Origin of the sequence: Gordonia desulfuricans NBRC 100010 (assembly GCF_001485495.1) — a bacterium.
Lineage (GTDB): Bacteria > Actinomycetota > Actinomycetes > Mycobacteriales > Mycobacteriaceae > Gordonia > Gordonia desulfuricans.
In genome coordinates, this window is the sequence record NZ_BCNF01000127.1 from 1 (window position 1) to 22,706 (window position 22,706).

Annotated in this window: 25 protein-coding genes; 7 read left to right on the forward strand and 18 right to left on the reverse strand. The window is 68.2% G+C overall.

Annotated elements, in window-relative coordinates:
- Positions 1 to 157: 157 nt before the first annotated feature.
- From GD1_RS19340 to GD1_RS19370, 7 genes are all read right to left on the reverse strand, one after another.
- The gene (locus GD1_RS19340) at positions 158 to 1,579 is read right to left on the reverse strand and encodes a DUF2252 domain-containing protein (RefSeq protein ID WP_053776631.1); all 1,422 of its coding nucleotides are present in this window, start codon (positions 1,577 to 1,579) and stop codon (positions 158 to 160) included.
- Positions 1,580 to 1,590: 11 nt separating this feature from the next.
- Positions 1,591 to 2,010: a DUF7144 family membrane protein gene (locus GD1_RS19345; protein WP_020791914.1), complete on the reverse strand. Its 420-nt coding sequence runs from the start codon at positions 2,008 to 2,010 to the stop codon at positions 1,591 to 1,593.
- Between the two features lie 195 nt (positions 2,011 to 2,205).
- Complete coding sequence (locus GD1_RS19350) at positions 2,206 to 2,526, reverse strand: SHOCT domain-containing protein (RefSeq protein ID WP_053776630.1); 321 nt, start codon at positions 2,524 to 2,526, stop codon at positions 2,206 to 2,208.
- Positions 2,527 to 2,599: 73 nt separating this feature from the next.
- Entirely contained in the window at positions 2,600 to 3,058 is a 459-nt protein-coding gene (locus GD1_RS19355) for a DUF6325 family protein (RefSeq protein ID WP_020791909.1), read from the reverse strand.
- 169 nt (positions 3,059 to 3,227) lie between these two features.
- Positions 3,228 to 4,004, reverse strand: coding sequence for an enoyl-CoA hydratase (locus tag GD1_RS19360; RefSeq protein ID WP_059039204.1), 777 nt, complete (start codon positions 4,002 to 4,004; stop codon positions 3,228 to 3,230).
- Complete coding sequence (locus GD1_RS19365; RefSeq protein WP_059039205.1) at positions 3,997 to 5,148, reverse strand: enoyl-CoA hydratase/isomerase family protein; 1,152 nt, start codon at positions 5,146 to 5,148, stop codon at positions 3,997 to 3,999. The genes GD1_RS19360 and GD1_RS19365 overlap by 8 nt, the downstream gene beginning before the upstream one ends.
- Positions 5,149 to 5,250: 102 nt before the next feature.
- Positions 5,251 to 6,138, reverse strand: a complete 888-nt coding sequence (locus GD1_RS19370) for a LysR family transcriptional regulator (protein ID WP_059039206.1) — start codon at positions 6,136 to 6,138, stop codon at positions 5,251 to 5,253.
- 77 nt (positions 6,139 to 6,215) lie between these two features.
- Here GD1_RS19370 and GD1_RS19375 point away from each other — a divergent pair, with 77 nt between their 5' ends.
- Positions 6,216 to 6,611, forward strand: coding sequence for an SRPBCC family protein (locus GD1_RS19375; RefSeq protein ID WP_053776636.1), 396 nt, complete (start codon positions 6,216 to 6,218; stop codon positions 6,609 to 6,611).
- Between the two features lie 75 nt (positions 6,612 to 6,686).
- Here GD1_RS19375 and GD1_RS19380 read toward each other — a convergent pair whose 3' ends face one another.
- The 3 genes from GD1_RS19380 to GD1_RS19390 all read right to left on the reverse strand — a co-directional run bounded on the left by GD1_RS19380 (position 6,687) and on the right by GD1_RS19390 (position 9,540).
- Entirely contained in the window at positions 6,687 to 7,247 is a 561-nt protein-coding gene (locus GD1_RS19380; protein ID WP_020791788.1) for a dihydrofolate reductase family protein, read from the reverse strand.
- 134 nt (positions 7,248 to 7,381) lie between these two features.
- Positions 7,382 to 8,404 (reverse strand): glycoside hydrolase family protein, encoded by a 1,023-nt coding sequence (locus GD1_RS19385; RefSeq protein WP_053776628.1) that lies wholly within the window; start codon positions 8,402 to 8,404, stop codon positions 7,382 to 7,384.
- Between the two features lie 113 nt (positions 8,405 to 8,517).
- Entirely contained in the window at positions 8,518 to 9,540 is a 1,023-nt protein-coding gene (locus GD1_RS19390; RefSeq protein WP_053776627.1) for an LLM class flavin-dependent oxidoreductase, read from the reverse strand.
- A 179-nt stretch (positions 9,541 to 9,719) separates the two neighbouring features.
- On the opposite strand from GD1_RS19390, the gene GD1_RS19395 reads away from it, so the two are divergent.
- Positions 9,720 to 10,376, forward strand: coding sequence for a GAP family protein (locus tag GD1_RS19395; RefSeq protein ID WP_020793758.1), 657 nt, complete (start codon positions 9,720 to 9,722; stop codon positions 10,374 to 10,376).
- Between the two features lie 77 nt (positions 10,377 to 10,453).
- The gene (locus tag GD1_RS19400; protein WP_238404082.1) at positions 10,454 to 11,695 is read left to right on the forward strand and encodes an EamA family transporter; all 1,242 of its coding nucleotides are present in this window, start codon (positions 10,454 to 10,456) and stop codon (positions 11,693 to 11,695) included.
- Here GD1_RS19400 and GD1_RS19405 read toward each other — a convergent pair.
- Positions 11,657 to 12,715, reverse strand: coding sequence for an alpha/beta hydrolase (locus GD1_RS19405; protein WP_059039207.1), 1,059 nt, complete (start codon positions 12,713 to 12,715; stop codon positions 11,657 to 11,659). The two genes, GD1_RS19400 and GD1_RS19405, sit on opposite strands and share 39 nt — an antisense overlap.
- A gap of 66 nt (positions 12,716 to 12,781) precedes the next feature.
- Here GD1_RS19405 and GD1_RS19410 point away from each other — a divergent pair, with 66 nt between their 5' ends.
- Together GD1_RS19410 and GD1_RS19415 are read left to right on the forward strand one after the other, a co-directional pair.
- On the forward strand, positions 12,782 to 14,029 hold the full coding sequence (locus tag GD1_RS19410) for a Mur ligase family protein (protein ID WP_059039208.1): 1,248 nt from the start codon (positions 12,782 to 12,784) through the stop codon (positions 14,027 to 14,029).
- Positions 14,026 to 14,748: a type 1 glutamine amidotransferase gene (locus tag GD1_RS19415; RefSeq protein ID WP_053777048.1), complete on the forward strand. Its 723-nt coding sequence runs from the start codon at positions 14,026 to 14,028 to the stop codon at positions 14,746 to 14,748. Before GD1_RS19410 ends, GD1_RS19415 begins: the two co-directional genes overlap by 4 nt.
- 226 nt (positions 14,749 to 14,974) lie before the next feature.
- Here the strand turns inward: GD1_RS19415 and GD1_RS19420 are convergent, their stop codons facing one another.
- From GD1_RS19420 to GD1_RS19450, 7 genes are all read right to left on the reverse strand, one after another.
- Positions 14,975 to 15,724, reverse strand: a complete 750-nt coding sequence (locus GD1_RS19420; RefSeq protein WP_059039209.1) for a uracil-DNA glycosylase — start codon at positions 15,722 to 15,724, stop codon at positions 14,975 to 14,977.
- Between the two features lie 303 nt (positions 15,725 to 16,027).
- Positions 16,028 to 16,525 (reverse strand): uridine kinase family protein, encoded by a 498-nt coding sequence (locus GD1_RS19425; protein WP_053777065.1) that lies wholly within the window; start codon positions 16,523 to 16,525, stop codon positions 16,028 to 16,030.
- A 128-nt stretch (positions 16,526 to 16,653) separates the two neighbouring features.
- A complete protein-coding gene (gene recR / locus GD1_RS19430; RefSeq protein WP_020791401.1) occupies positions 16,654 to 17,265 on the reverse strand; it encodes a recombination mediator RecR in 612 nt (203 codons plus the stop codon).
- 45 nt (positions 17,266 to 17,310) lie between these two features.
- Entirely contained in the window at positions 17,311 to 17,679 is a 369-nt protein-coding gene (locus tag GD1_RS19435; protein ID WP_020791402.1) for a YbaB/EbfC family nucleoid-associated protein, read from the reverse strand.
- A 22-nt stretch (positions 17,680 to 17,701) separates the two neighbouring features.
- Positions 17,702 to 18,040, reverse strand: a complete 339-nt coding sequence (locus GD1_RS19440) for a hypothetical protein (RefSeq protein WP_053777045.1) — start codon at positions 18,038 to 18,040, stop codon at positions 17,702 to 17,704.
- A 298-nt stretch (positions 18,041 to 18,338) separates the two neighbouring features.
- Positions 18,339 to 19,217: a pseudouridine synthase gene (locus GD1_RS19445; RefSeq protein ID WP_059039210.1), complete on the reverse strand. Its 879-nt coding sequence runs from the start codon at positions 19,215 to 19,217 to the stop codon at positions 18,339 to 18,341.
- A 71-nt stretch (positions 19,218 to 19,288) separates the two neighbouring features.
- Entirely contained in the window at positions 19,289 to 19,729 is a 441-nt protein-coding gene (locus GD1_RS19450) for an SRPBCC family protein (protein WP_020792321.1), read from the reverse strand.
- 99 nt (positions 19,730 to 19,828) lie between these two features.
- On the opposite strand from GD1_RS19450, the gene GD1_RS19455 reads away from it, so the two are divergent.
- Positions 19,829 to 21,235 (forward strand): FAD-binding oxidoreductase, encoded by a 1,407-nt coding sequence (locus GD1_RS19455; RefSeq protein ID WP_059039211.1) that lies wholly within the window; start codon positions 19,829 to 19,831, stop codon positions 21,233 to 21,235.
- Positions 21,232 to 22,554, forward strand: coding sequence for a class I SAM-dependent methyltransferase (locus tag GD1_RS19460; protein ID WP_020792317.1), 1,323 nt, complete (start codon positions 21,232 to 21,234; stop codon positions 22,552 to 22,554). Before GD1_RS19455 ends, GD1_RS19460 begins: the two co-directional genes overlap by 4 nt.
- Positions 22,555 to 22,706: the final 152 nt, after the last annotated feature.

A 22,706-nucleotide genomic window follows, 5' to 3' on the forward strand; every position in this document is an offset into this window, starting at 1 on the left:
GAAGGGCGAGGACCCGAGTCGAAATCCCGCACGACAACCATGTCCCCCGCCACCACCCCACACCGCCGGCCATCAGAGGTTTCGACACGCCTCGTCGCTCCACTCCTCATCGGCTGAACCACCCACAGCCAGTGGCCGATCCGGCCGAGCAGCGCTCTCAGACGTCGAACATCGCCGGGACCTGTCCGGCATCGATCCGGGCGACGAATTCGGTGTGGTCTTTGGCATTGCGCTTGGCGTAGCGTGTCGCGAATCGTCCGATGGAACGGTCGAACTCGTCGGTCTTCCCCAGATAGGCGGAGATCGCCAGCGGGTCGCCCGAGCGTGCGTGACCATAGGCCAGGACGCGGGCACACACGCGACCGTAGATCGCCAGGGCGTTCTGGTCGAACACCTCGACGACGAAGGACCCCTTGGCGTCTCGGAGCTGTCGAAGATAGAAGTCACGGTGGGTGCCGTCGATTCCGGCGCCGCCGTTCCAGCCCAGGAAGATGTCGCTGACCGCCTGGGTCAGCTTCTGGCCGCGCACCACACGTTCACCTTGGTTGCCGTACTCGGGACCGTCGAGATACCGGTCGAGGACCGACCGTTGGGCTTCCTTCGCCTGCAGGATGAGAGGATCGCCCGCGTCCTTGCCCTCGAGCAGCAGCACCCATGCCTGGGTGCCGACGCTGCCCACTCCGACCACCTTGCGCGCCATCTTGACGACCCGGAACTTGTCCAGCAGCACCTGATGGTGGGGTTCCATGGTGAGCCGGAAGTCCACATACCGCGAGGCGATCTCGTCGTAGAAGATGGCGGCGACGTCGTCGCCCAGGAGCCGTTCCACCGGCACGATCAGCGGCGGCTGGTCGACGAATCGCAGCTCACCGTCGATCACCGTGGTCAGCTTGGACGTCGCCTGCAGCGAGTCGCGTTGCCATGCCTTGGTGATGGTCTTGCGGACGGACTTGGCCATCTTGGGACTGAGCAGCGGGCCCAGCTGTTCCAGCGTGTCGGTCGGGATCGCATGCTGATACCAGCTCTTCAGGGTTCCCAGAGCGGCCAGCTCGGCCATCGACGACCGGTACTCGTCGGCACAGGCGCGGGCGATCTTCTTCGCTGTCTTGGGTTCGAAGCCGTTGTGGCGGGCGGCGATCGTGAGACTCGCCGCGAGTCGCTTGACGTCCCACTCGAACGGCCCCGGGTAGGTCTCGTCGAAGTCGTTGACGTCGAAGGTCAACTGGCGTTCCGGGGTGGCGTACAGGCCGAAGTTGCTCAGGTGTGCATCGCCGCAGAGCTGTACCTGCAGACCCGAATGTGGCGTGCGGGAGAGATCGTCGGCCATGACGAGGGCGGCGCCGCGATAGAACGTGAACGGGGTCTGCGCCATCCGCCCGTGCCGGATGGGAACGAGCTCGGGGACCCGGGTGGCGCTCTGCGACAACAGCAGCTCGACCGGGTCGCGTGTGGACTCCTCGTCGAAGTCGCCCAGCGACGACAACGGGAGGCGCTCGCGGGCCTGTCGGCCCAGCGCCTCCCGTTCTGCGGCGCTCCGATGTTCCCGAGGATTGTCGATCGTGGAAATCGGAGCGTCCATGTCGTTTCTCGCTATTCTTCGTCGGTGTTCCAGGCGGCAACGGCCCAAATGCCGATGACACCGAGAATGATCAGGATGATCGACCACCACGGGTAGTACGGAATCCACAGGAAGTTCAGGATCACCGAGATCGCCAGGACGACGATCGCCAGTGCACGGGCCCATGTGGCACCGAAGAAAAGAGCCAGTCCGACGACGGCGACGATCAAGCCGACGACGATGTGGATCCAGCCCCAGGTGGTCAGGTTGAACTTGAAGACATAGTCGCCGGTGAACACCAGCAACGTGTCCTTGCGAACCGCCGAGATCCCCTGGAAGAACTGGAGGATTCCGGTGATCAGTAGAACGACCGCCGCTACGATCGACAGTCCTGCCGCCCAATTCTGTTCGGTCGAGGGCGACCCGTCGTTGATACTTCCGCTCGTCGTCATTGTGCCTCCATCCTGCAGACACCGATATCGGTCTGCTGCCAGCGAATGCCATTGCCCCACGCAATGGCGGAAACCACGATAGTGAATCCCAAGTTAGTCGATCACTGAGAGCATCCTCTACCTAGGATGACCGTACGTGGCAATGGCACCGATTAGACGCATTCTGGGCACAAACTCCCACTTGTGCTCTTTCGATCAGGATGAAAGTATGCGCTGTTTCTCTGCGGCGAATTCTTCGTCGGTGAGAATTCCCTGCGACCGCAGATCGGCCAACTGCTGCAATTGCGCGATCCGGTTGTCGGTCTGCTGTGCCGCAGGGGCCTGCGCCGCAGCCTGCTGTGCCGCTGCCTGTTGGGCCGCTGCTTGTTGCTGTGCGGTGTACTGATCGGCCGCCTCCTGCTGGGCGTCCTGCTGCGCCCATCGTCGGCCCTGGCGCCGCGACACCCTGTTCGACACCGAGGTCGCGGTACCGGCGATCACGGCCGTCCGTGCCACCCCCCGTAGAAGTCCGGGCATTCTCTTCTCTCCTTCTCCACTCGCTGCTGGTGTTGTACTCGCGATGATCGGTTCTCCGGCCGGGGCGGCCGACCTATCCTCCGTCGAGGTCGTCGAGTGCGGCGACCACCTCGTCGACCGGAATCCGGCCGGCGGCGATCAGCTCGGCGCCGGTGCGGCGCAGTGCCGATGCCAGTGGTGCGGCCCAATGGTTCTCGTAGACGATCACCGCAGCGGCATGGCCGGGCTCGAGGATCGCACCGACCTCGGCGATGTCCTCGTCGTCGATCAGTCCGGTCGCCGCCTCGGCGAACAGTGCGGCGTCGAGGTCGCCCACGATGCCCAGGTCGGCGACGTCGATGGCGACGACGGTGTCCCCGTCGTGCCGGATGAAGGCGAGGTCGAGAACGCGGATGATGTCCCGGTCGACGACATCACGCAGATGCGCGAGTCCGCTCCCGTCGAATCGGGCGTCGGTGGGGAATTCGATGACGAGATAGTCGATCGGTCCGATGTCGACTTCGGCGTCAGAGCTCGGTAGTCCGGAGGTCATGCCCCTCAGTCTGGCACCGTATGCGCCGTCGTGACCTCATTCTTCGAGGATGAGAATGCACGAGATCTGCACCGGTGACGGCACCACCCGACCCGGACGACACCGGAACACGACGGCGCCGATCGACTGACAGGAGTCGATCGGCGCGGTCACGGCGTGTCGCTGGGGATCACCGGTGGGTGAAGTTCGGCTCCCGCTTCTCGACGAAGGCGGCCATCCCCTCGGTCTGGTCGTCGGTGGCGAAGGTCGAGTAGAACAGTGCCCGCTCGGCGCGCACACCCTCCACCAGGCTCGACTCGAAGGCACGGTTGACCGCATCCTTGGCCAGCGCGGTGGCGATCGCCGACTTGGAGGCGATCACCGCGGCCGCCTCGAGTGCGGTCTCCAGGCACTTCTCGGTGGGCACCACGCGGGAGACCAGGCCGGCGCGCTCGGCCTCGTCGACCTTCATCTGGCGACCGGTCAGGACCATGTCCATCGCCTTGGCCTTGCCGACCGCACGGGTCAGACGCTGCGATCCGCCGATGCCGGGGATCACGCCGAGGTTGATCTCGGGCTGGCCGAAGCGGGCGTTCTCACCGGCGATGATGGTGTCGCACAGCATCGCCAGTTCGCAGCCGCCGCCGAGTGCGTACCCGGTGACGGCGGCGATGATCGGGGTGCGCAGACGCGAGAGATCGTCCCAGGCGCCGAAGAACTGCTGGCTGACGACGTCGGCATAGGTCTTCGACGACATCTCCTTGATGTCGGCACCGGCGGCGAAGGCCTTCTCCGAACCGGTGATCACGATGGCACCGATACCCGGATCGGCGTCGAATTCGGTTGCGGCGGCGACAACCTCGGTCATGAGCTCACTGTTGAGCGCATTGAGGGCCTTCGGTCGGTTCAGCGTGATCAGGCCGACGCGGTCGCGGCGTTCGACGAGGATCGTGGTGGGCTCAGACATTCGAGATCTCCTGGGGGTCGGGGTTGTCGAGTCGATCGGCGTCGGCCAGTTCGACATCGTCGGGCAGTTGCGCGAAGAAGTCGTCGATCGTGGCGGAGGTGAAGTCGGCGACCGGCTGCCACTGCGGGTTGCGGTCCTTGTCGATCACCTGGGCGCGAATCCCCTCGGCCATGTCGGGATGCAGCAGCGATCGCAGCGACACCCGGTATTCACGGCGCAGGGATTCCGCCAGCGACGGCGTGGCCGCGGCCTCACGCAGGGAGCGCAGCGCGACCCGCAGGGCCAGTGGGCTTTTCGACTCGATCTTGTCGGCGGTCTTGGTCGCGCCCTCGGAGCCGACGGCGCGGCAGTTCGCGATGATCTCGGCGACGTCGTCGGTGGCGAAGGCCTCGGCGATCCACTCACCGTCGCCATGCAGAGACGAGGCGGGCGGTTCCACCGCGAACTCGGCCAGCACGTCGCCCACCGGGCGGGTGGCCAGCGCGTCGACGAGTGCGTCGAGGCTCTCGGCCGGGACGTAGTGGTCGGCGATTCCCAGTGCCACCGCATCGGCCCCGTTCGCGGGGGCCGTGGTCAGCGCCATGTAGGTGCCCAGCTGGTCGGGCACGCGGGCGAGCAGATGGGTGCCCCCGACGTCGGGCACGAAGCCGATGCCCACCTCGGGCATGGCCAGGCGGGTGCGGTCGGTGACGATGCGGGTGTTGCCGTGGGCCGAGATCCCCACGCCACCACCCATGACGATGCCGTCCATCAGGGCGACATAGGGCTTGGGGTAGCGGGAGATGTAGTGGTTGAGGCGGTATTCGTCGCGCCAGAACCGTCCCGACGGGCTGTCGGCGGCGGCGCGATCGGCGCGATCACCGCGGGCCCCGGTCGCCGAGAGTTCCTTGGCATCGCGATGGATGGCGACGATGTCGCCGCCGGCGCAGAGTCCGCGATCACCCGCGCCGCGCACCACCACGGTGGCCACCGAGTCGTCGGTCTCCCACTCCCGCAGGGTGCGTTCCATGGCCAGCGCCATCTCGTGATCGAGGGCGTTGATCGACTTGGGGCGGTTGAGCTCGATCACCCCGACGTGCCCGTTGCGGTGGGTCTTGATCGACGGTTCGCCCACCGATACCTCACTGTTCGACGTCCCGGCCATCGACTTCCTCCTGCGGTGAACGTTGGAATCCCATTTAGTTGGATATCCTAGTTTCGGCCGGAACACAACCCTGGAACCCGTCTCGCGGGCACCCCGGACCGGTCAACGGGCCCGGACCGACTCCGCGACCTGCCGCAGATGCTCCTCGACGGTGGTGATCGCACGTCGGACGCGAGGCCGGGTGAGCGCCTCGTAGACCCTCGCCGCCCGCACACCGGCCAACTCCAGCCGATGCACGCCCGGATGCCGCACCGCATACCGCGGCATCAGCGCTATCCCGTGACCCCCGGCGACCAGGGCCTCGATGGTGGTGAAGTCCAGCATCCGCTGCGTCACCCGGGGCGCCACCCCGGTGAACGCCGAGATCGACTGCAGCACATCGTCCACCGGGAAGCCACCCTCCACGCTGATCCAGTCCCGGTCGGCCAGGTCGGCAACCGGCACGCGATCGGCACCGGCCAGGTCCGAGTCGGCTGCGACGATCACGTCGACCGGCTCCCGCATCAGTTCGGTCACCCGCACCCGCGGCGCCGACATCGACGCCGTGCGCTCGCCCCGATGCGTGACGACGATGTCGAAATCTGCCAGACCCGGTGCCGCATTGGCATATTCGACGTCGAGATGAACCGCCCGCACGTCGATTCCCGACGCCGCCGCACGGTCGAGGACCCCGGGCAGCAACAGCGTCGATCCCGACGGGAACATCGCCAGCCGCACCATGGCCTGACCGGAACGATAGGACGCCATCTCTTCCTGGGCACGCTCGACCGCGGCGATCACCTCGTCGGCACGAAGCACCAGGGCACCGCCCGCATCGGTGAGCCGGATTCCCCGCCCGTCCGGCTCGAGGAGCGCGACACCGGCCTCCTCGGCGAGGACCTTGAGCTGCTGCGACACCGCCGACGGCGTCATGTGCAGCGCATCGGCCACCGCCCCGATCGAGCCGCGGTCGGCGAATTCGCGCAACAACCGCAGCCGGCGCACCTCCATCCGGCCGATCCTACTGGGATGTCCGGGACCGTCGGAGACGCTCCGGAATGTCGGTGGCACGTGCGATCATCGGATTCATGCGCAGCCGACATGTCAGCCAGGTGATCGCCGTGCCCGTGGCCCGGGTCTACGATTTCGCCGCCGACCCCGACAACCTGCCACGATGGGCCGCCGGACTCGCCCGGTCCACCGTCACCCGACGCGGCGACCTGCTGGTCGCGGACTCGCCGATGGGTGAGGTGACGGTGAGATTCGTCGAGCGCAACGACTTCGGCATCCTCGACCACGACGTGACCCTGCCGAACGGGGTCGTCGTCACCAACCCGATCCGTGTCCTCGCCCATCCGGACGGCGCCGAGGTGGTGTTCACCCTCCGGCAACTCGACATGTCCGACGAGCAGTTCGAGCAGGACGCCGCGATGGTGGCCGACGATCTCGCGCGGCTGCGTGACCTCGTCGAACAGCCGGCGTGACCCCGATCGCAGCGGAACCGGCCCCCGGGGACCCCGCGCTCGCGGGACCGGTGTTCGCGGGACCGGTGGCGGTCGTCAGCGCGGGACGTAGCGGAGGTAGGTGACGCCGTCGTCGAAGGTCCGGTGTTCGACGAGGCGCAGGTCCAGGCGGACGCCGTCGGGTAGTGCGCGTAGACCGCCGCCCATCAGCACCGGGACCACATAGAACCGGAAGTCGGTGACCAGTCCCGCACGAATCGCGGCGGCCGCGACGGTGGGCCCGAATATCTCGACCAATCCGGTTGCCGCGCCGACGATCTCGCGGAGTTCGTCCAGCCCCAGGTCGGCGACCAGCCGGTCGCGATCGGAGCCGAGACCGGCGCGGGTGAGGGTCGACGACGCCACCACCTTGTCGATGTCGCGCCATCGCCGCGCGAACTCCTTCTCCAGGCGGTTCCAGCCGTCGTCCGGCTCGGACTCCCAATACCGCATCAGTGCATAGGTGTTGCGGCCCAGCACTTCCGTCGACACCTCGGCCATCCGGTCGACGTGACTGGCGAAGACCGGCTCACTCGGGACGTACCACCCGAAATCACCGTCGGCGTCGGCGAGGTACCCGTCGAGCGAAATCGAACCCCCGTAACACAGCGTTCCCATCTCGGCAGACCTCCTGGGATCGGTGTCGCATGCGTGCGTGTCCGATCCCCAGTGTCGGTCACCGGGTTCGCCTGCGGGCCCGATTCGACGACCCGCCCGACATCTCGTGCCGCGGCGAGCCGTCGGGTGTGACCTCAGGCAGGCTCACGCATCACGCCGACATGCCGGATGGTTCCGGACAATCCGGGCAACACCTTCACCGGAGACCAGGTGCGCATGCCGTCGGTGCTGTCGGAGTAGACGTACTTGCCCGTGGTGTAGGCGTCGAGGTAGATCCGCCAGGCACCGTCGGGCAGCTGGATGACCGCCGGGCCCTCGACGTAGTTTCCCCAGTTTCCCGGTGTGACAAAGCGATAGGGCCCCGCCAACGACGATGCGACGGCGTGCTGGATGAACTTCTTGGTCTCGTTCTTGGTGAAGGCGTGGTAGGTCGATCCCACCTTCACGACGGTGGTGTCGATGTGGTCGGCCCCGATACCGGCGATCGGCACCGGAAAGCTCCACCTTCGCAGGGACGGGTCGAGTGCGGTCATCAGATACGGGACGAATCCCCCACCGGTCGACATCGACAGGATGATGTGGACGCGCCCACCCTCGACGAACCATTCCGGCGCCCACGCCTTGGTGGTGAACGGCGAGAGCGACGGGCCGTCGCTGGAGCCCGCCGACCCCGACGAGCCGGGGCCGCTCGACGACCCGAGTCCGCGGCCGTCGCCGGTGCCCGGCAGGAAGGCGCAGCACAGCGGAACCGGCCAGTTCGGCATCTGGGTCCACCGGATGCGGTCGGGGCTGCGGGCGAAGCCGATGTTCGCGCCGTCGGCGGTGGTGTAGGTGAGGTAGTAGTACCCGTCGGTGTGCCGGAAGATGCTCGGGTCACGCACCCGTCCGGACGCGGGCCGGTAGGCGGCCTGCTGGAGCAGGTCGAAGGTCGTGGCATCCGACGACTGGTAGACGTCCATGGCGCGGTCGGTGGCCTTGCTGAAACCGACCAGCGTGTAGCGCCACGAGGGATTCGGCGCGGCACCGGCGACCCCCGGCGAGACCAGCGCCCCGGTCAGGACCATCATGACCACCGCGACCGCGGACAGGACGGATCGCTTCGTCAGCATCACGAGTGCAGCATCGGCGAGAAACACCGGCAACAACAACACCTGCATGCACAGTGGTGCTCAATCGTGACCTGGGGTGACGCCCGCCGACCGTCGACGACCCGCCCGGTCGGGAGCGGGTCGTCGACGGTCGGCCCCGCCTCGCGACGGGATCGGGTTGCTCAGCGCCAGCCGAGCGCCGGTGCGACGTGGGTCAGGATCGACTCGATCACGTGCGCGTTGTACTCGACGCCGAGTTGGTTGGGCACCGTCAGCAGCAGAGTGTCCGCCGCGGCGATCGCCTCGTCCTCACGGAGTTGCTCGACGAGCTTGTCCGGCTCGTCGGCATAGGACTTGCCGAAGCGCGCGATCCCGCCGTCGATGTGACCGACCTGGTCGGTGCCGTTGCGTTCGCGGCCGAAGTAGGCGCGATCGGTGTCGTTGGTGAGCGCGAAGATGCTGCGGCTCACCGACACCCGCGGCTCCCACTCGTGACCGGCCAGCTTCCACGCATCGCGGAAGCGCTCGATCTGTTCGGCCTGCAGCTGGTGGAACGGCACCCCGGTGTCCTCGGTGAGCAGCGTCGAGGACATCAGGTTCATCCCCTGCTCCGCGGTCCACTCGGCGGTGGCGCGACTGCCCGCACCCCACCAGATCCGCTCGCGCAGCCCCTCCGAATGCGGCTCGAGGCGAAGCAGCCCCGGCGGATTGGGGAACATCGGCCGCGGGTTGGGCCGGGCGAAGCCCTGTCCCTTGAGCAGTTCCAGGGTCAGCTCGGTGTGCCGGCGCGCCATGTCGGCGTCGGTCTCGCCCTCGGCGGGCGCGAAGCCGAAGTACCGCCAGCCGTCGATGACCTGCTCCGGGGATCCCCGCGAGATCCCGAGTTGCAGGCGTCCGTCCGAGATCAGGTCGGCGGCGCCGGCGTCCTCGACGAACCCGAACGGGTTGACGTAGCGCATGTCGATGACACCCGTGCCGATCTCGATGCTCGAGGTCCGGGCACCGACCGCGGCGAGCAGCGGGAAGGGTGAGCCCAGCTGCTGAGCGAAGTGGTGCACCCGGAAGTAGGCGCCGTCGGCGCCGAGTTCTTCGGCGGCCACGGCGAGGTCGATCGACTGGTGCAACACGTCGGCCGCCGTCCGCGCCTGCGAACCGAGCCCGTCCGACCAGTGACCGAACGAGAGGAACCCGATCTTCTTAGTCATACCGGAAGCAACCGGACTGCGGTCCGATTCTATTCCCGACCGGTCGGCGGGGCCGGATCGCCGGACATCATCCCTCACGGATGATGTGCTGCGGCCGGGGCCGCGGGATGGTGGGGACGTCGACGAGGGCCGACGACGTCCCCGCCGGCGACGCTCGGGCGCGAAGGGAAAGGCCACCCATGAACACCGTCATCGGCGAGATCCTGCCCCTGGCGGTCGGCGTGGCCGTGTCCCCGGTCCCGCTGATCGCGGCGATCCTCATGATGCTGGGCACGCGCGCCCGCTCCACCAGCATCGGATTCGGCGTCGGCTGGGTGGCGGGAATCCTGGTCGCGACGGTGATCTTCGTCATCGTCGGCGGTGCGATCTCGACCGATGACGGGGCGTCGTCGACGACGGGTTGGATCAAGCTGGCGCTCGGCATCGTGCTGCTCGCCGACGGCCTACGCCAATGGCGGACCCGCGACGCCGACGCCGGCACACCCGCATGGATGCGGGCCATCGACGAGATGAAGGCACCGGCGGCCGCCGGCATCGGCTTCGCCCTCGCGGCGATCAACCCGAAGAACCTGATGATGTGCATCGGTGCCGGAATCGCCATCGGCGCAGCCGATCTCGGCACCGGACAGCTCATCGGGACCATCGCGATCTTCGTGGCCCTCGCCGCGAGCACCGTCCTGGTCCCGGTGATCGCCTACCTCGCCGCGGCCGACCGTCTGCGCGATCCGCTCGATCACCTCAAGGCATGGCTCGAGGCCAACAACAAGACCGTGATGGCGGTACTGATCCTGGTGATCGGCGCGGTGCTGGTCGGCAAGGGTATCGGCGGGATCTAAGACTGTGTAGCAATTCTGATGAGTTAGTACAGTTAATTTCAATTGTGCTTCATCGATCGAATCGTGACGATGGATGCATGACCACTCGCGACCGTTGCCTCGGACTCACCGTCATCGTGCTGTGGGGACTGAACTTCATCGCGATCCACGTCGGCCTGGAGCACTTTCCCCCATTCCTGTTCGCCTCGTTGCGGTTTGCCGTGATGGCGTTGCCGGTGATCGCATTCGTCCGCTTCCCCCGGGTTCGGATGCGCTGGTTCCTGCTGTACGCCTTGGGATTCGGCTTCGGTCAGTTCGCCCTGCTGTTCCTCGCCATGGATCTCGGTATGCCGACGGGCCTGGCATCGCTGGTGTTGCAGACCTCGGCACCGTTCACCGTCCTGCTGGGTGTGGTGTTCCTGCGTGAACGCGTCGTGCCCGCACAGCTTCTCGGCATCCTGGCCGCGGTCGTCGGTATCGTGGTGATCGGCGTCGACCGGGCAGGCCACAGCGACATCGGCGTCGGTGGTGTCGTCGTCCCGATCGTGCTGACCGTGCTCGCCGGTCTGTCGTGGGCCATCGGCAACATCGGTAGCCGGCGCGCACTCACCGAGGGCACCCCCGGAAAACCCCGTGGGCTGATGGATGATTCGCTGCGCCTGACGCTGTGGCTGTCGGTGGTGCCACCCATCCCGCTGCTGGCGATGAGCCTGCTGATCGACGGCCCGGCGGCCGATCTGGAATCGCTGACCACACTCGGCACGTCGTCGGGTCTGACCGCGCTGGCCGGTCTGGCCTATGTCGTCCTGCTCGGCACGATCGTCGGCGCCGGTCTGTGGTCGGGGCTGATGAAGCGCTACCCGGCCAGCCGCGTCGCCCCGATGTCGCTGCTGGTTCCGATCGTCGGGATCAGCGCCTCCTGGGCGTTGCTGGGCGAGCAGCCCACCTGGGTCGAGATCGGTGGTGCCGCGCTGGTGATCGCCGGCTGCGCCGTCGGGGTCCTCGCGGCGCCCCGGTCCCGCCCGGCCGTGCACGGTCAACGCGAAGTTGCACCCGGTGAACGTATTCCGGCGCCCGATCAACGCGAAGTTGCGCCCGGTGAACGTATTCCGGCGCCCGGTGAACGTATTCCGGCGCCCGGTGAACGTATTCCGGCGCCCGGTGAACGTGTTCCGGCGCCCGGTCAACGCGAAGTAGCGCCCGGTCAACGTGTTCCGGCGCCCGGTCAACGCGAAGATGCGCCCGGTCAGCGGACCGTGGCACCGGGCGAGTTGGACCCGGCGACCCGGATTCGTCGGGTGTCAGCCCAGCGCGTCGACGACGGCCTGGTGCATACGTGACACGGCCCGACGCGGGGTGGGGCCGGTCGCGACCATGTTGACGAAGCCGTGGATGAGTCCGCCCTCCCGCTGCAGCGTGGTGGGCACCCCGGCGCGTTCGAGGGCTGCGGCGTAGTCGAGTCCCTCGTCACGCAGCGGATCGAAGCCGGCGACGACGACATGTGCCCGCGGCTGGCCCGCGAGGTCGGCGGCATACAGCGGCGACAGGCGCGGATCGGTGTGGTCGATGCCCGCAGGCACATAGTGGTCGGTGAACCAGTCGATCCGCTCGGCGGTGAGGAAGTAGCCGACGGCGAACTCGTCGCGGGAGCCACCGTTCCGGTCGAGGTCGGTCAGCGGATAGATCAGCAACTGCAGCACCGGGGTGATGTCCTCACCCCGTACGTGCTGGGACACCACTGCGGCCAGGTTGCCGCCGGCACTGTCGCCGGCGACCACGATGCGCCGGGGATCGAGTCCCCAGCGCGGGGCCGCGTCGACGGCGAACCGCCAGGCGGCGAGGGCGTCGTCGACGGCGGCGGGGAACGGGTGCTCGGGGGCCAGCCGGTACTCCACCGACAGCACGTCGGCACCGGTGTCGAGGGCCAGGCGCCGCGCATAGGCGTCGTGGGTGGCGCGGCTGCCCAGGGCGAATCCGCCGCCGTGGAAGAACACGACCAGGCCGATCGAGCTGGTCTCGGCCCGGTAGCGGGTGGCCCCGATCGGACCGTCGGGACCGTCGAGGAGCAGGTCCTCCACCACCGACAGCTCGGGTGTCTTCTCCGCGACCAGCGCGGAGTTGATCTCGAGGTTGCGACGGGCCGCGGGGATCGTCGCACCGCTCATGTCACCGCCGGGCATCACCGCGGTGGACATCGAGGCGAGCCACGCCTCGGGGGCCAGGTGCTCGCCGTCGGCGTTGACCGGGCACCAGCGCGACAGCGCGGACGCCAGACCGGCGGGCAGTCTTCCGGCCAGACGGACGGCGGCACGTGCCGGACGGAGCGGAAGCGGGAGCGAGGACTGTGTGGCCTTGGTCACGCCTGGTGAGCCTACCCCGTCCGCACCCGAACGCACCGTCACCGGCCCTGTGCCAGACTCGACGGCATGTCTGTTCCCCTGCGTACCTCGCTGGCCCTGGCCGCCGCGGCGACCGCCCGCTGGGCCTCCCGCACCGCCGGCCGCGGAAAGGGGTCGATGATCGGTGGCCTGGTCGCCGAGAAGATCGATCCGCAGATCATGTCCCGGCTGGCCGCAGGCAAGCGCACCGCGCTGATCACCGGCACCAACGGCAAGTCCACCACCACGCGGATGACCGCCGCCGCCCTCGCCGAGCTCGGTGAGGTGGCCACCCAGGCCGACGGCGCCAACATGGACGCCGGCATCATCGCCACCCTCAGCCTGCAGCGGTCGGCCCCGATCGCCGCACTCGAGGTGGACGAGCTGCACGTCCCGCACGTCTCCGACGCGACCTCCCCCGAGGTGCTGGTGATGCTGAATCTCTCCCGCGACCAGCTCGACCGGGTCGGCGAGATCAACATGATCGAACGCCGGCTGCGTGAGGGCATCGTCCGGCATCCGGACGCCACCATCGTCGCCAACTGCGACGACGTGCTGGTGACCTCGGTCGCCTTCGACGCGCCGACGGTGATCTGGGTGGCCGCGGGCGCCGGTTGGGTGGGCGACTCGGTGAGCTGCCCGCGCACCGGTGAACCGATCGTCCGCGACGCCGACGGCTGGTACAGCACCGGCGACGAGAACTTCCGGCGGCCCGCCCCGGCCTGGTGGTTCGACGACGAGTTCATCTACGGTCCCGACGGCTTCGTCGCCCCGATGCAGCTGGCCGTGCCCGGCCGCGCCAATCGCGGCAACGCCACCCAGGCGGTCGCGGCCGCGGTCGCGATGGGCGCCGACCCGGGCAAGGCCACCGCCGCGGTGCAGACCGTCGGTGAGGTGGCCGGCCGCTACGGCGTCGCCCAGATCGGCCGGCACTCGGTGCGCACCCTGCTGGCGAAGAACCCGGCGGGCTGGCAGGAGGCACTGTCGATGATCGATCAGGACGCCGACGGCCTGGTCATCGCGGTCAACGGTCAGGTACCCGACGGCGAGGACCTGTCGTGGCTGTGGGATGTGCGGTTCGAGGCGTTCGAGACCATGCAGGTGGTGGCCGCCGGGGAGCGGGCCGCCGACCTGTCGGTGCGGCTGCTGTACGCGGGCGCCGAGCACACCACCATCCCCGATCCGCTGAAGGCCATCGCGTCCTGCCCGCCGGGACGGGTGGAGGTGCTGGCCAACTACACCGCGTTCCGGGATCTCGGCGTGGCGCTGGAACGAGCCCGGGAGGCACGGCAGTGAGCGAATCGACCCTGCGGATCGGCCTGGTCCTGCCCGACGTGATGGGTACCTACGGCGACGGCGGCAATGCGCTGGTCCTGCGGCAACGCGCACGGATGCGCGGCATCGACGCCGAGATCGTGCAGATCACCCTCGACGACGAGGTGCCCGACTCCCTCGACGTCTACACCCTCGGCGGTGCCGAGGACTACGCCCAGCGGCTGGCCACCCGCCACCTCACCCGGTACCCGGGTCTGCAGCGGGCCGCGGCGGCGGGCCGTCCGGTGCTGGCGATCTGCGCCGCGATCCAGGTGCTCGGGCACTGGTATGAGACCTCGGCCGGGGAACGCGTGGACGGGATCTCGCTGTTCGACCTGACCACCTCCCCGCAGGCGACCCGCAGCATCGGCGAACTGGTCACCACACCGGTGATGGTCGGGCTCTCCCAACCGCTCAGCGGATTCGAAAACCACCGTGGCGGTACGACTCTCGGCAGCGATGCCACCCCGCTGGGAACGGTGCGGCACGGCGTCGGCAACGGTGTGGGTGACGGCACCGAGGGCGTGGTGCAGGGTTCGGTGATCGGCACGTACATGCACGGTCCGGCACTGGCCCGCAATCCGGAACTAGCCGATCTTCTCCTCGCCCGGGCCCTCGGGACGGATTCGCTTGCGCCGCTCGACCTCCCACAGGTAGACCGGCTGCGCACCGAGCGTCTCGCCGCCGGCCGCCGCGGCTGACCTGTCCTGCGGGCCGGTCGTGCGGTGCCAGAACCGATGCGGCCGGTACCGCGTGCATCCGGCCTTGCCGCACTCGGCGCAGTCCGACCCCGGCCGGTAGTGCTCGTGCGACGACCGCGGATGACCGCAGCGGCAGGTCTTCCCGCGTCCCGATCCCATGGCACCACGGTACGCGCGTAGATCGGCGTCGATCCCGCGTTTGCGCAGGCGATACCGGCAAAAGGGTTCAATCGGTCGACAACCCGGCGGCTCCGGCCGCGTCGCGGATCACCGCCCGCAGCATCTCTGGGGTGAGCCGGCCGGTGAAGGTGTTGTGCTGGCTGACGTGATAGCTGCCGAAGACGGTGAGTTCCTCGGCGGCGGTTGACGATGCCCCGGTACCGTCGTCGGCGCGCGGCCGCCGGATGGTGGTGCGCGCGCCGTGTCCGAACTTCGGTCGCGGCCGGTCCACCGTCCAGCCCATCGACGCGAACCCGGTCAGCGCACTGCGCCAGCCGAACGCGCCGAGCACCAGTACCGACCGCAAAGTCGGTGCGAGCAAAGCGAGTTCGGCTTCGAGCCAGGTGGCACACCGATCCCGCTCGGCCGGTGTCGGTTTGTTCTGCGGCGGGGCGCAGCGGACCGGCGCGGTCATCCGCACCCCGTACAGTTCCATCCCGTCATCGGCCGACACCGCCGTCGGACGGCTGGCCAGTCCGACGTCGTAGAGCGCCTTGAACAGCACGTCGCCGCTCTGGTCGCCGGTGAACATGCGGCCGGTGCGGTTGGCGCCGTGCGCGGCGGGGGCCAACCCGAGGATCATCATGCGCGCGTGTTCGTCCCCGAATCCGGGGACCGGTCGGCCCCAGTACTCCTGATCGGCGAAGGCGGCACGTTTCTCCCGCGCCACCTGCTCACGCCAGGCGACCAGGCGCGGGCAGGCCCGGCACTCGATCAGCTCGGCGTCGAGTGCGGCGATGCTGGGATAGGCGGCCACCCTTCGACGCTAACCCCACCGGACGGGTCGCCGCGACACCCGACCCCGACCGGCTCGACACACCACCGCCGGTCGAGGCGACGAGAAGCGCCGCAGCAAGAACACTGCCGGCCGAACCGACGTGGGGCACAGCGACCAGATCATCGCCGGCCGAACCGACAGGAAACACAGCACCAACAACACCACCGGTCGAGGCGACAAGAAACACAGCGACAAGAGCATCGCCGGTCGAGCCGACGAGGAGCGCAGCGACAAGTCGTGTCGAGACCTCCGCACCCGACCTCGCTACGCAACCACGGCGACTCAGTCCAGTACCCGACAGCGGTCGCGGGTGCGGTCGACGGCGAACCATCCGCGCTCGAACTGCTGCCAGCGCTCCAGGAACGGACGCGACGGCTCCCCGTCCCGGGCGACGGCCCGCTCGAGGCGTTCGGTGGCGGGTGCACCGTCGAGCCACAGTGAGTAGGTGAGGCGGTCGGCGATGCGGCGCCGGGCCGACGACACCCCCTCGATCACCAGCAGCGGCTCCCAGCGGTACCAGATACGGCTACCGGCCTCGGGGCGTCCGTCGACCCACACGCGGGGCCGGTACCGGTAGTCGCGACGGCGCACAAAGCTGTGCAGCACTTCCGATTCCAGCTCCGGCCACCATGCGACCGGGTCGTCCCAGGTGGCGAAGTCGTCGGTGCGGACCAGCACCACGCCGGTTCCGCGGGCGCGCAGCCGGGCCACGAGCGCGTCGGCCACCGTCGACTTTCCCGCACCCGACGGCCCGTCGATCGCGACGATGCCCGAGACCATCTCGGCGGCGAGGTCGTCGAGCTGGGTGCTCAACGCGGCGTCGAGTTCGGGGACGGCCGGGGTCGGCTGGGCGGAGCGCGAGGGCGCGGTGGTCATGGGCCGTCACCCTATCGGGGCCGCGGCGGTCCTCAGACCAGGACCCGCCGACCCGAGAGTGCACGCCCCAGGGTGAGTTCGTCGGCGAACTCCAGGTCGCCGCCCATCGGCAGCCCGGACGCCAGTCGGGTGACGCTCAGGCCCGGGAAGTCCTTGAGCATCCGCAGCAGGTAGGTGGCGGTGGCCTCGCCCTCGGTGTTGGGGTCGGTGGCCACGATCACCTCGGACACGTCCTCGCCGTCGGCGGAGGTGCCGAGCCGCCGCAGCAGTTCCCGGATCCGTAGCTGGTCGGGACCGATCCCCGACAACGGATCCAGCGCACCGCCGAGTACGTGATAGCGGCCGTTGAACTCCTTGGTGCGCTCGATCGCGTGCACGTCCTTGGGTTCTTCGACGACGCAGATCTTGGTGGCGTCGCGCCGCGGATCCGAGCAGATGCGGCACAGTGTGTTGGCCGAGACATTGCCGCATTCGGCGCAGAACGTGACGTCGTCGCGGACGTGGCCGAGTGCGGCGATCAGCCGGTCGATCTCGTTCTTCTCGCCCGCGAGCAGGGCAAAAGCGATCCGCTGGGCACCCTTGGGGCCGAGACCCGGCTGTTTGGCCAGTTCGTCGATCAGATCCTGGATCGGTCCCTCATACATGGGTGCGCGGTACTTTCCTCACTCGGCGGGTCGGGTCGGGACGGGTCAGCCCAGTCCCGGGAGGCCACCGCCGAGGCCACCGGCCAGCGGGCCCATCTTCTCACCGGCGAGTGTCTCACGCTTCTGCGACAGATCCGCGAGTGCGCCGAGCACCAGGTCCTGCAGGGTCTCGACGTCGTCGGGGTCGACGACCTTGGGGTCGATGGTGATCGCGGTGATCTCACCGGTGCCGTTGCCGGTCACGGTGACCAGGCCGTTTCCGGCGGTGCCGGTGACCTCGGTCGCCGCGATCTCGTTCTGTGCGTTGATCAGCTGCTGCTGCATCGCCTGCGCCTGCTGGAGCAGACCGGCCATCGGGTTATCGCCGCCGGCACCGCCGCCGAAGAGTGCGCTGGGGTCGAAAGGTTGAGTCACGGGTCCCAGGGTAGCCCGGTACTCAGTCCAGAAGCCGTTCGACGTGCGCGACGATGTCGTCGACCGTGTCCTCACCGACCGGGGTGATCTCGAAGGACAGGGTGTCGTCGCCGAACAGCCGCACCGCCCGCGGGCCGAGCACGAACTCCAGTCGGTTGCCGTCGACGACGCGCCAGTCCTGGATGGCGCCGCCGTAGATGGGTGCGCTCGCACCGGTGGTGACGCAATATCCGTCGCCGTGCCGGGGGCTGCCGACCAGGTCACGCTGGATCTGGAAACACGAGAGCGACTCGTCGTCGATGAAGACCACGGCCTCGCAGCCGAGATCGGGATGGCGTTCGTACGAGGCGCGGATGGTCACAGGTCGCCAGGGTAGTCGCTGTGGTTCACCGACTTCCCGAACTCGTTCACCGGGCACCCCAACCCGTCGACCGGGCGCCCCAACCCGTTGAGTGGGCGCCCCAACCCGTTCAGTGGGCACCCCAACCCGTTCAGTGGGCGCCTGAACTCGTTCACCGGGCGCCCCAACCCGCTGAGTGGGCGCCCCAACCCGTTGAGTGGGCGCCCCGACCCATTGACTGGGCACCTGAACTCGTTCACCGGGCGCCCCAACCCGTTCAGTGGGCGCCCCAACCCGTTGAGTGGGCGCCCGAACCCGTTCAGTGGGTATCCGCGGTGGTGGCCACGCTGCGCCGGGATGCGAAACATCGGTCCACGCCGGTGATCGGATCGGTGAAGGCGAGGCTGTGCGCGACCAACCTCAGCGGTGCGGAGAAGTCGCCGTGGTCGGGCCGTTCGGCCAGATCCGGCCGGACGTCGGGGTAGAGCGGATCGCCGACGATCGGCACCCCGAGCGAGGCCATGTGCAGCCGCAGCTGATGGGTGCGGCCGGTGTGCGGGACCAGCCGATAGATCGATCCGGCGTCGGTGCGCTCGATCTCGGTGATCTCGCTGATCGCATTCACGGGACCGTCGACGACGAGGGCCCGCAGGTCACCGGCGGTCTTCTCGATGCGGTCGCGTACCTCCACGGTCCCCGTCCAGTCCGCCGGACCGGCCAGCGCGCGATACTCCTTCACCGCGCGACGGGTCGCGAACAGATCCTGGTAGGCCGCCCGCACCTGCGGCCGCAGGGTGAACAACAGGACGCCGGCGGTCAGCCGGTCCAGACGATGCGCCGGTGCCACCAGGTCGCTGTCGAGTTCTCGCCGTAGACGCACCAGCGCGGTCTGGGTGACGTGCCTCCCCCGCGGCATCGTGGCCAGGAAGTGCGGCTTGTCGACGACGACGATGTTCTCGTCGCGGTACAGCACCGGCAGGTCGAACGGGATCGGCACCTCGTCGGGCAGATCCCGGTAGAGGTACACCGACGTGTTCAGGCGGGCCGGGGCATCCAGATCCACCGGCCGACCGTCGGCGTCGACGATCTCCCCACGGTCGGCGCGCGCGATCAGGGCGGCGGCGTCGAGGTCGGCCAGCGCCGGTGTGGCCCGCAGGCAGTCACCGACGGTCAGTTCAGGCCCCGCCCGCAGCACCACGCGGGTGGCGTCGACGCCGTCGCGCGGTGGCAGTGGCGAGGGCCGGGCCCGACCCCGCCGCCGCGGGGGTATTACTTCTCCAGCCGGGTCTTGAGGTTGGCCAGCAGTGCGGCCTGGATACGGCCGAGGCCCTTGGGCGCGAAGGTCTTCTCGAAGAAGCCGCCGATCCCCGAGGCATTGCTGGTCCAGGTGGTGGTCGCGGTGACCGCGGAGCCGCCACCGGCGGGGGTGACGGTGAAGGTGGTGACCATCGTCGAGTTGGCGTCGCGCTCGGTGATGGTGGAGCCGGCCACCGACACCGACGCCTTCACATCACGCTGCCGGCTCTTGGTGGCCTGCAGGATCCAGTGCACGACAGTTCCGTCGCCGGTACCACCCTCGAGCACCTTGTAGTCGTGGTACTGCTCGGGAAGGATCGCCGGGCGGACCTCGGTGTAGTCGGCGAGGGCACCGGTCACCACATCGGGTGCGGCGGCGATCTGGATCGACTGGCTGGCGGAAATCTCTCCCACGGGCGGACTCTCCTCGAGCTGATCTCAGTGGTGTGACACTGATTGGCGGGCGTGCGGGTCTCGTCCTAGGCTAGCCAAGTGAGCTCGGCACAGATGGAGATGGGGACCGCTGCCTTCGACGAGGGTGTCGCTGCCCTTCTGGCGAGTTATCGGGCGATTCCGCCGCAGGCCACCGTACGTCTGGCCAAGAAGACCTCGAACCTCTTCCGGACGCGGGCCAAGAACCCCTATCCCGGCCTCGACGTATCCGGACTGGACCGCGTGATCAGCGTCGACGCCGACGCCAGGACCGCCGACGTCGCCGGGATGTGCACCTACGAGAACCTGGTCGCGGCCACCCTCCCGTACGGGCTGGCACCCAAGGTGGTCCCGCAGCTCAAGACCATCACCCTCGGTGGTGCGGTCACCGGTCTCGGGATCGAGTCCACTTCGTTCCGCAACGGCCTGCCGCACGAGTCGGTCCTCGAGATCGACGTGCTCACCGGCGACGGCGAGATCATCACCGCCACCCCGACAAACGATCACGCCGATCTTTTCTACGGATTCCCCAACTCGTATGGAACGCTCGGCTACTCCGTGCGCCTCAAGATCGAGCTGGAGGAGGTCCACCCCTTCGTCGCGCTGCGCCACATCCGGTTCACCGATCTGCGCGCGCTCGAATCGACGATGAGCACGATCGTCGACGAGAAGACCTACGACGGCGAGCGGGTCGACTATCTCGACGGCACCGTGTTCAGCGCCGACGAGGCCTATCTGACCCTGGGACGCCAGACCGCCGAGGCCGGGCCGGTCAGCGACTACACCGGGATGGACATCTTCTACCGGTCGTTGCAGCACGAGCCGGGGCAGACCCCGAAGCGGGACCGGCTGACCATCCATGACTACCTGTGGCGGTGGGACACCGACTGGTTCTGGTGCTCGCGGGCGTTCGGGGCGCAGAATCCCCGAGTCCGGCGGCTCTGGCCGAAGTCGTTGTTGCGCAGCAGTTTCTACTGGAAGTTGATCGGCTACGACAAGAAGTACGACATCGCCGACCGGCTCAACAAGCGCAAGGGGCTGGCCGCCAACGAGCGCGTGGTGCAGGACATCGAGGTCCCGATCGAGCACACCACCGACTACCTGGAGTGGTTCCTGGCGAACATCCCGATCGAGCCGATCTGGTTGTGCCCGTTGCGACTCGACACCTCTGTCGAGGTCGCCACCGCCAACGGCAACCCGTCCCGCCCCTGGCCGCTGTACCCCCTGCAGCCCGACCGGACCTACGTCAACGTCGGGTTCTGGTCGGCGGTCCCGGTCACGCCGGGCGATCCGGGCCACGCCAACAAGCTCATCGAACGCAAGGTCGCCGATCTCGACGGACACAAGTCCTTGTATTCGGAGTCCTTCTACAGTCCCGACGAATTCGATGAGTTGTACGGGGGCGACCACTATCGTCTGCTCAAGAAGCGGTACGACCCTCGGGGCCGACTGCTCGATCTCTATGCGAAAGCGGTGAAGCAGCAATGACCACATTCGAAGAAGGCACACCTGCCAAAACCGATGTACACCACGGCAAGCTGAGTCTTGCGGAGATCTTCGAGACGCTGCTCGGTGGCGATCTCAAGATCCGCATCACCGCCTACGACGGCAGCTCCGCAGGCCCGGAGGACGCCGAGTTCGGCCTGAACCTGAAGACGCCGCGCGGCACCACCTACCTGGTCACCGCACCCGGTGACCTCGGTCTGGCACGTGCGTACGTCTCCGGTGACCTGGAGCTGATCGGCGCGCATCCGGGTGACCCGTACGGGGCCCTGCAGGCGCTCGCCGAGGACCTCAACTTCAAGCGTCCGTCGCCGCTGGCCCTCGCCCAGATCGCCCGATCGCTGGGCATCGAGCACTTCAAGCCCATCACCCCGCCTCCCCAGGAGGCCCTGCCGCGGTGGCGTCGCTTCGCAGAAGGACTGCGGCACAGCAAGACCCGTGACGCCGAGGTGATCAGCTACCACTACGACGTGTCGAATGCCTTCTACGAGTGGGTGCTCGGACCGTCGATGACCTACACCTGTGCGGTGTACCCCGATGCGGATGCGTCGTTGGAGACCGCCCAGGAGAACAAGTACCGCCTGATCTTCGACAAGCTGCGCCTCAAGCCGGGTGATCGGCTGCTCGACATCGGTTGCGGCTGGGGCGGAATGGTCCGCTACGCCGCACGCCGCGGCGTGAAGGCGCTCGGCGTGACACTGTCGGCAGAGCAGGCCGAGTGGGCGCAGCAGGCCATCGCCGACGAGGGCCTCGCCGACCTCGCCGAGGTGCGGCACAGCGACTATCGCGATGTCCCGGAGTCCGATTTCGACGCGGTGTCGTCGATCGGCCTGACCGAGCACATCGGCGTCGGCAACTACCCGTCGTATTTCTCGTTCATGCGCGACAAGGCGCGGGTCGGCGGACTCGTCCTGAACCACAGCATCACCCGGCCCGACAACATGAAGAGTTCGCGGGCGGGCTCGTTCATCGACCGTTACGTCTTCCCCGACGGTGAGCTCACCGGCTCGGGCAAGATCATCTCCAAGATGCAGGACATCGGCGGCCTCGAGGTGGTGCACGAGGAGAACTTCCGCTATCACTACGCATCCACCCTGCGCGACTGGAACCGCAACCTGGTGGATCACTGGGACGAGGCGGTCGAGGAGGTCGGTGTCGGCACCGCACGCCTGTGGGGCCTCTACATGGCCGGCTGCCGGATCGGCTTCGAGCGCGACATCGTCCAGCTGCACCACGTGCTCGCGGTGAAGCTCGACGACAAGGGCCGCCAGAGCCTTCCCCTGCGCCCATGGTGGGACGCCTGATCTGCTGAGTGCCCTTCCTGCTCGACCAGCCCACCTCGTGACTGGTCGAGCAGGGACGACCCGCCGCCGACCGCTCTGGGAACAACCACCAACGGCGAGTGACTGATCGAGCCGAGCATCCTTCGATGATTGAGCCGGGACCGAGCATCGCG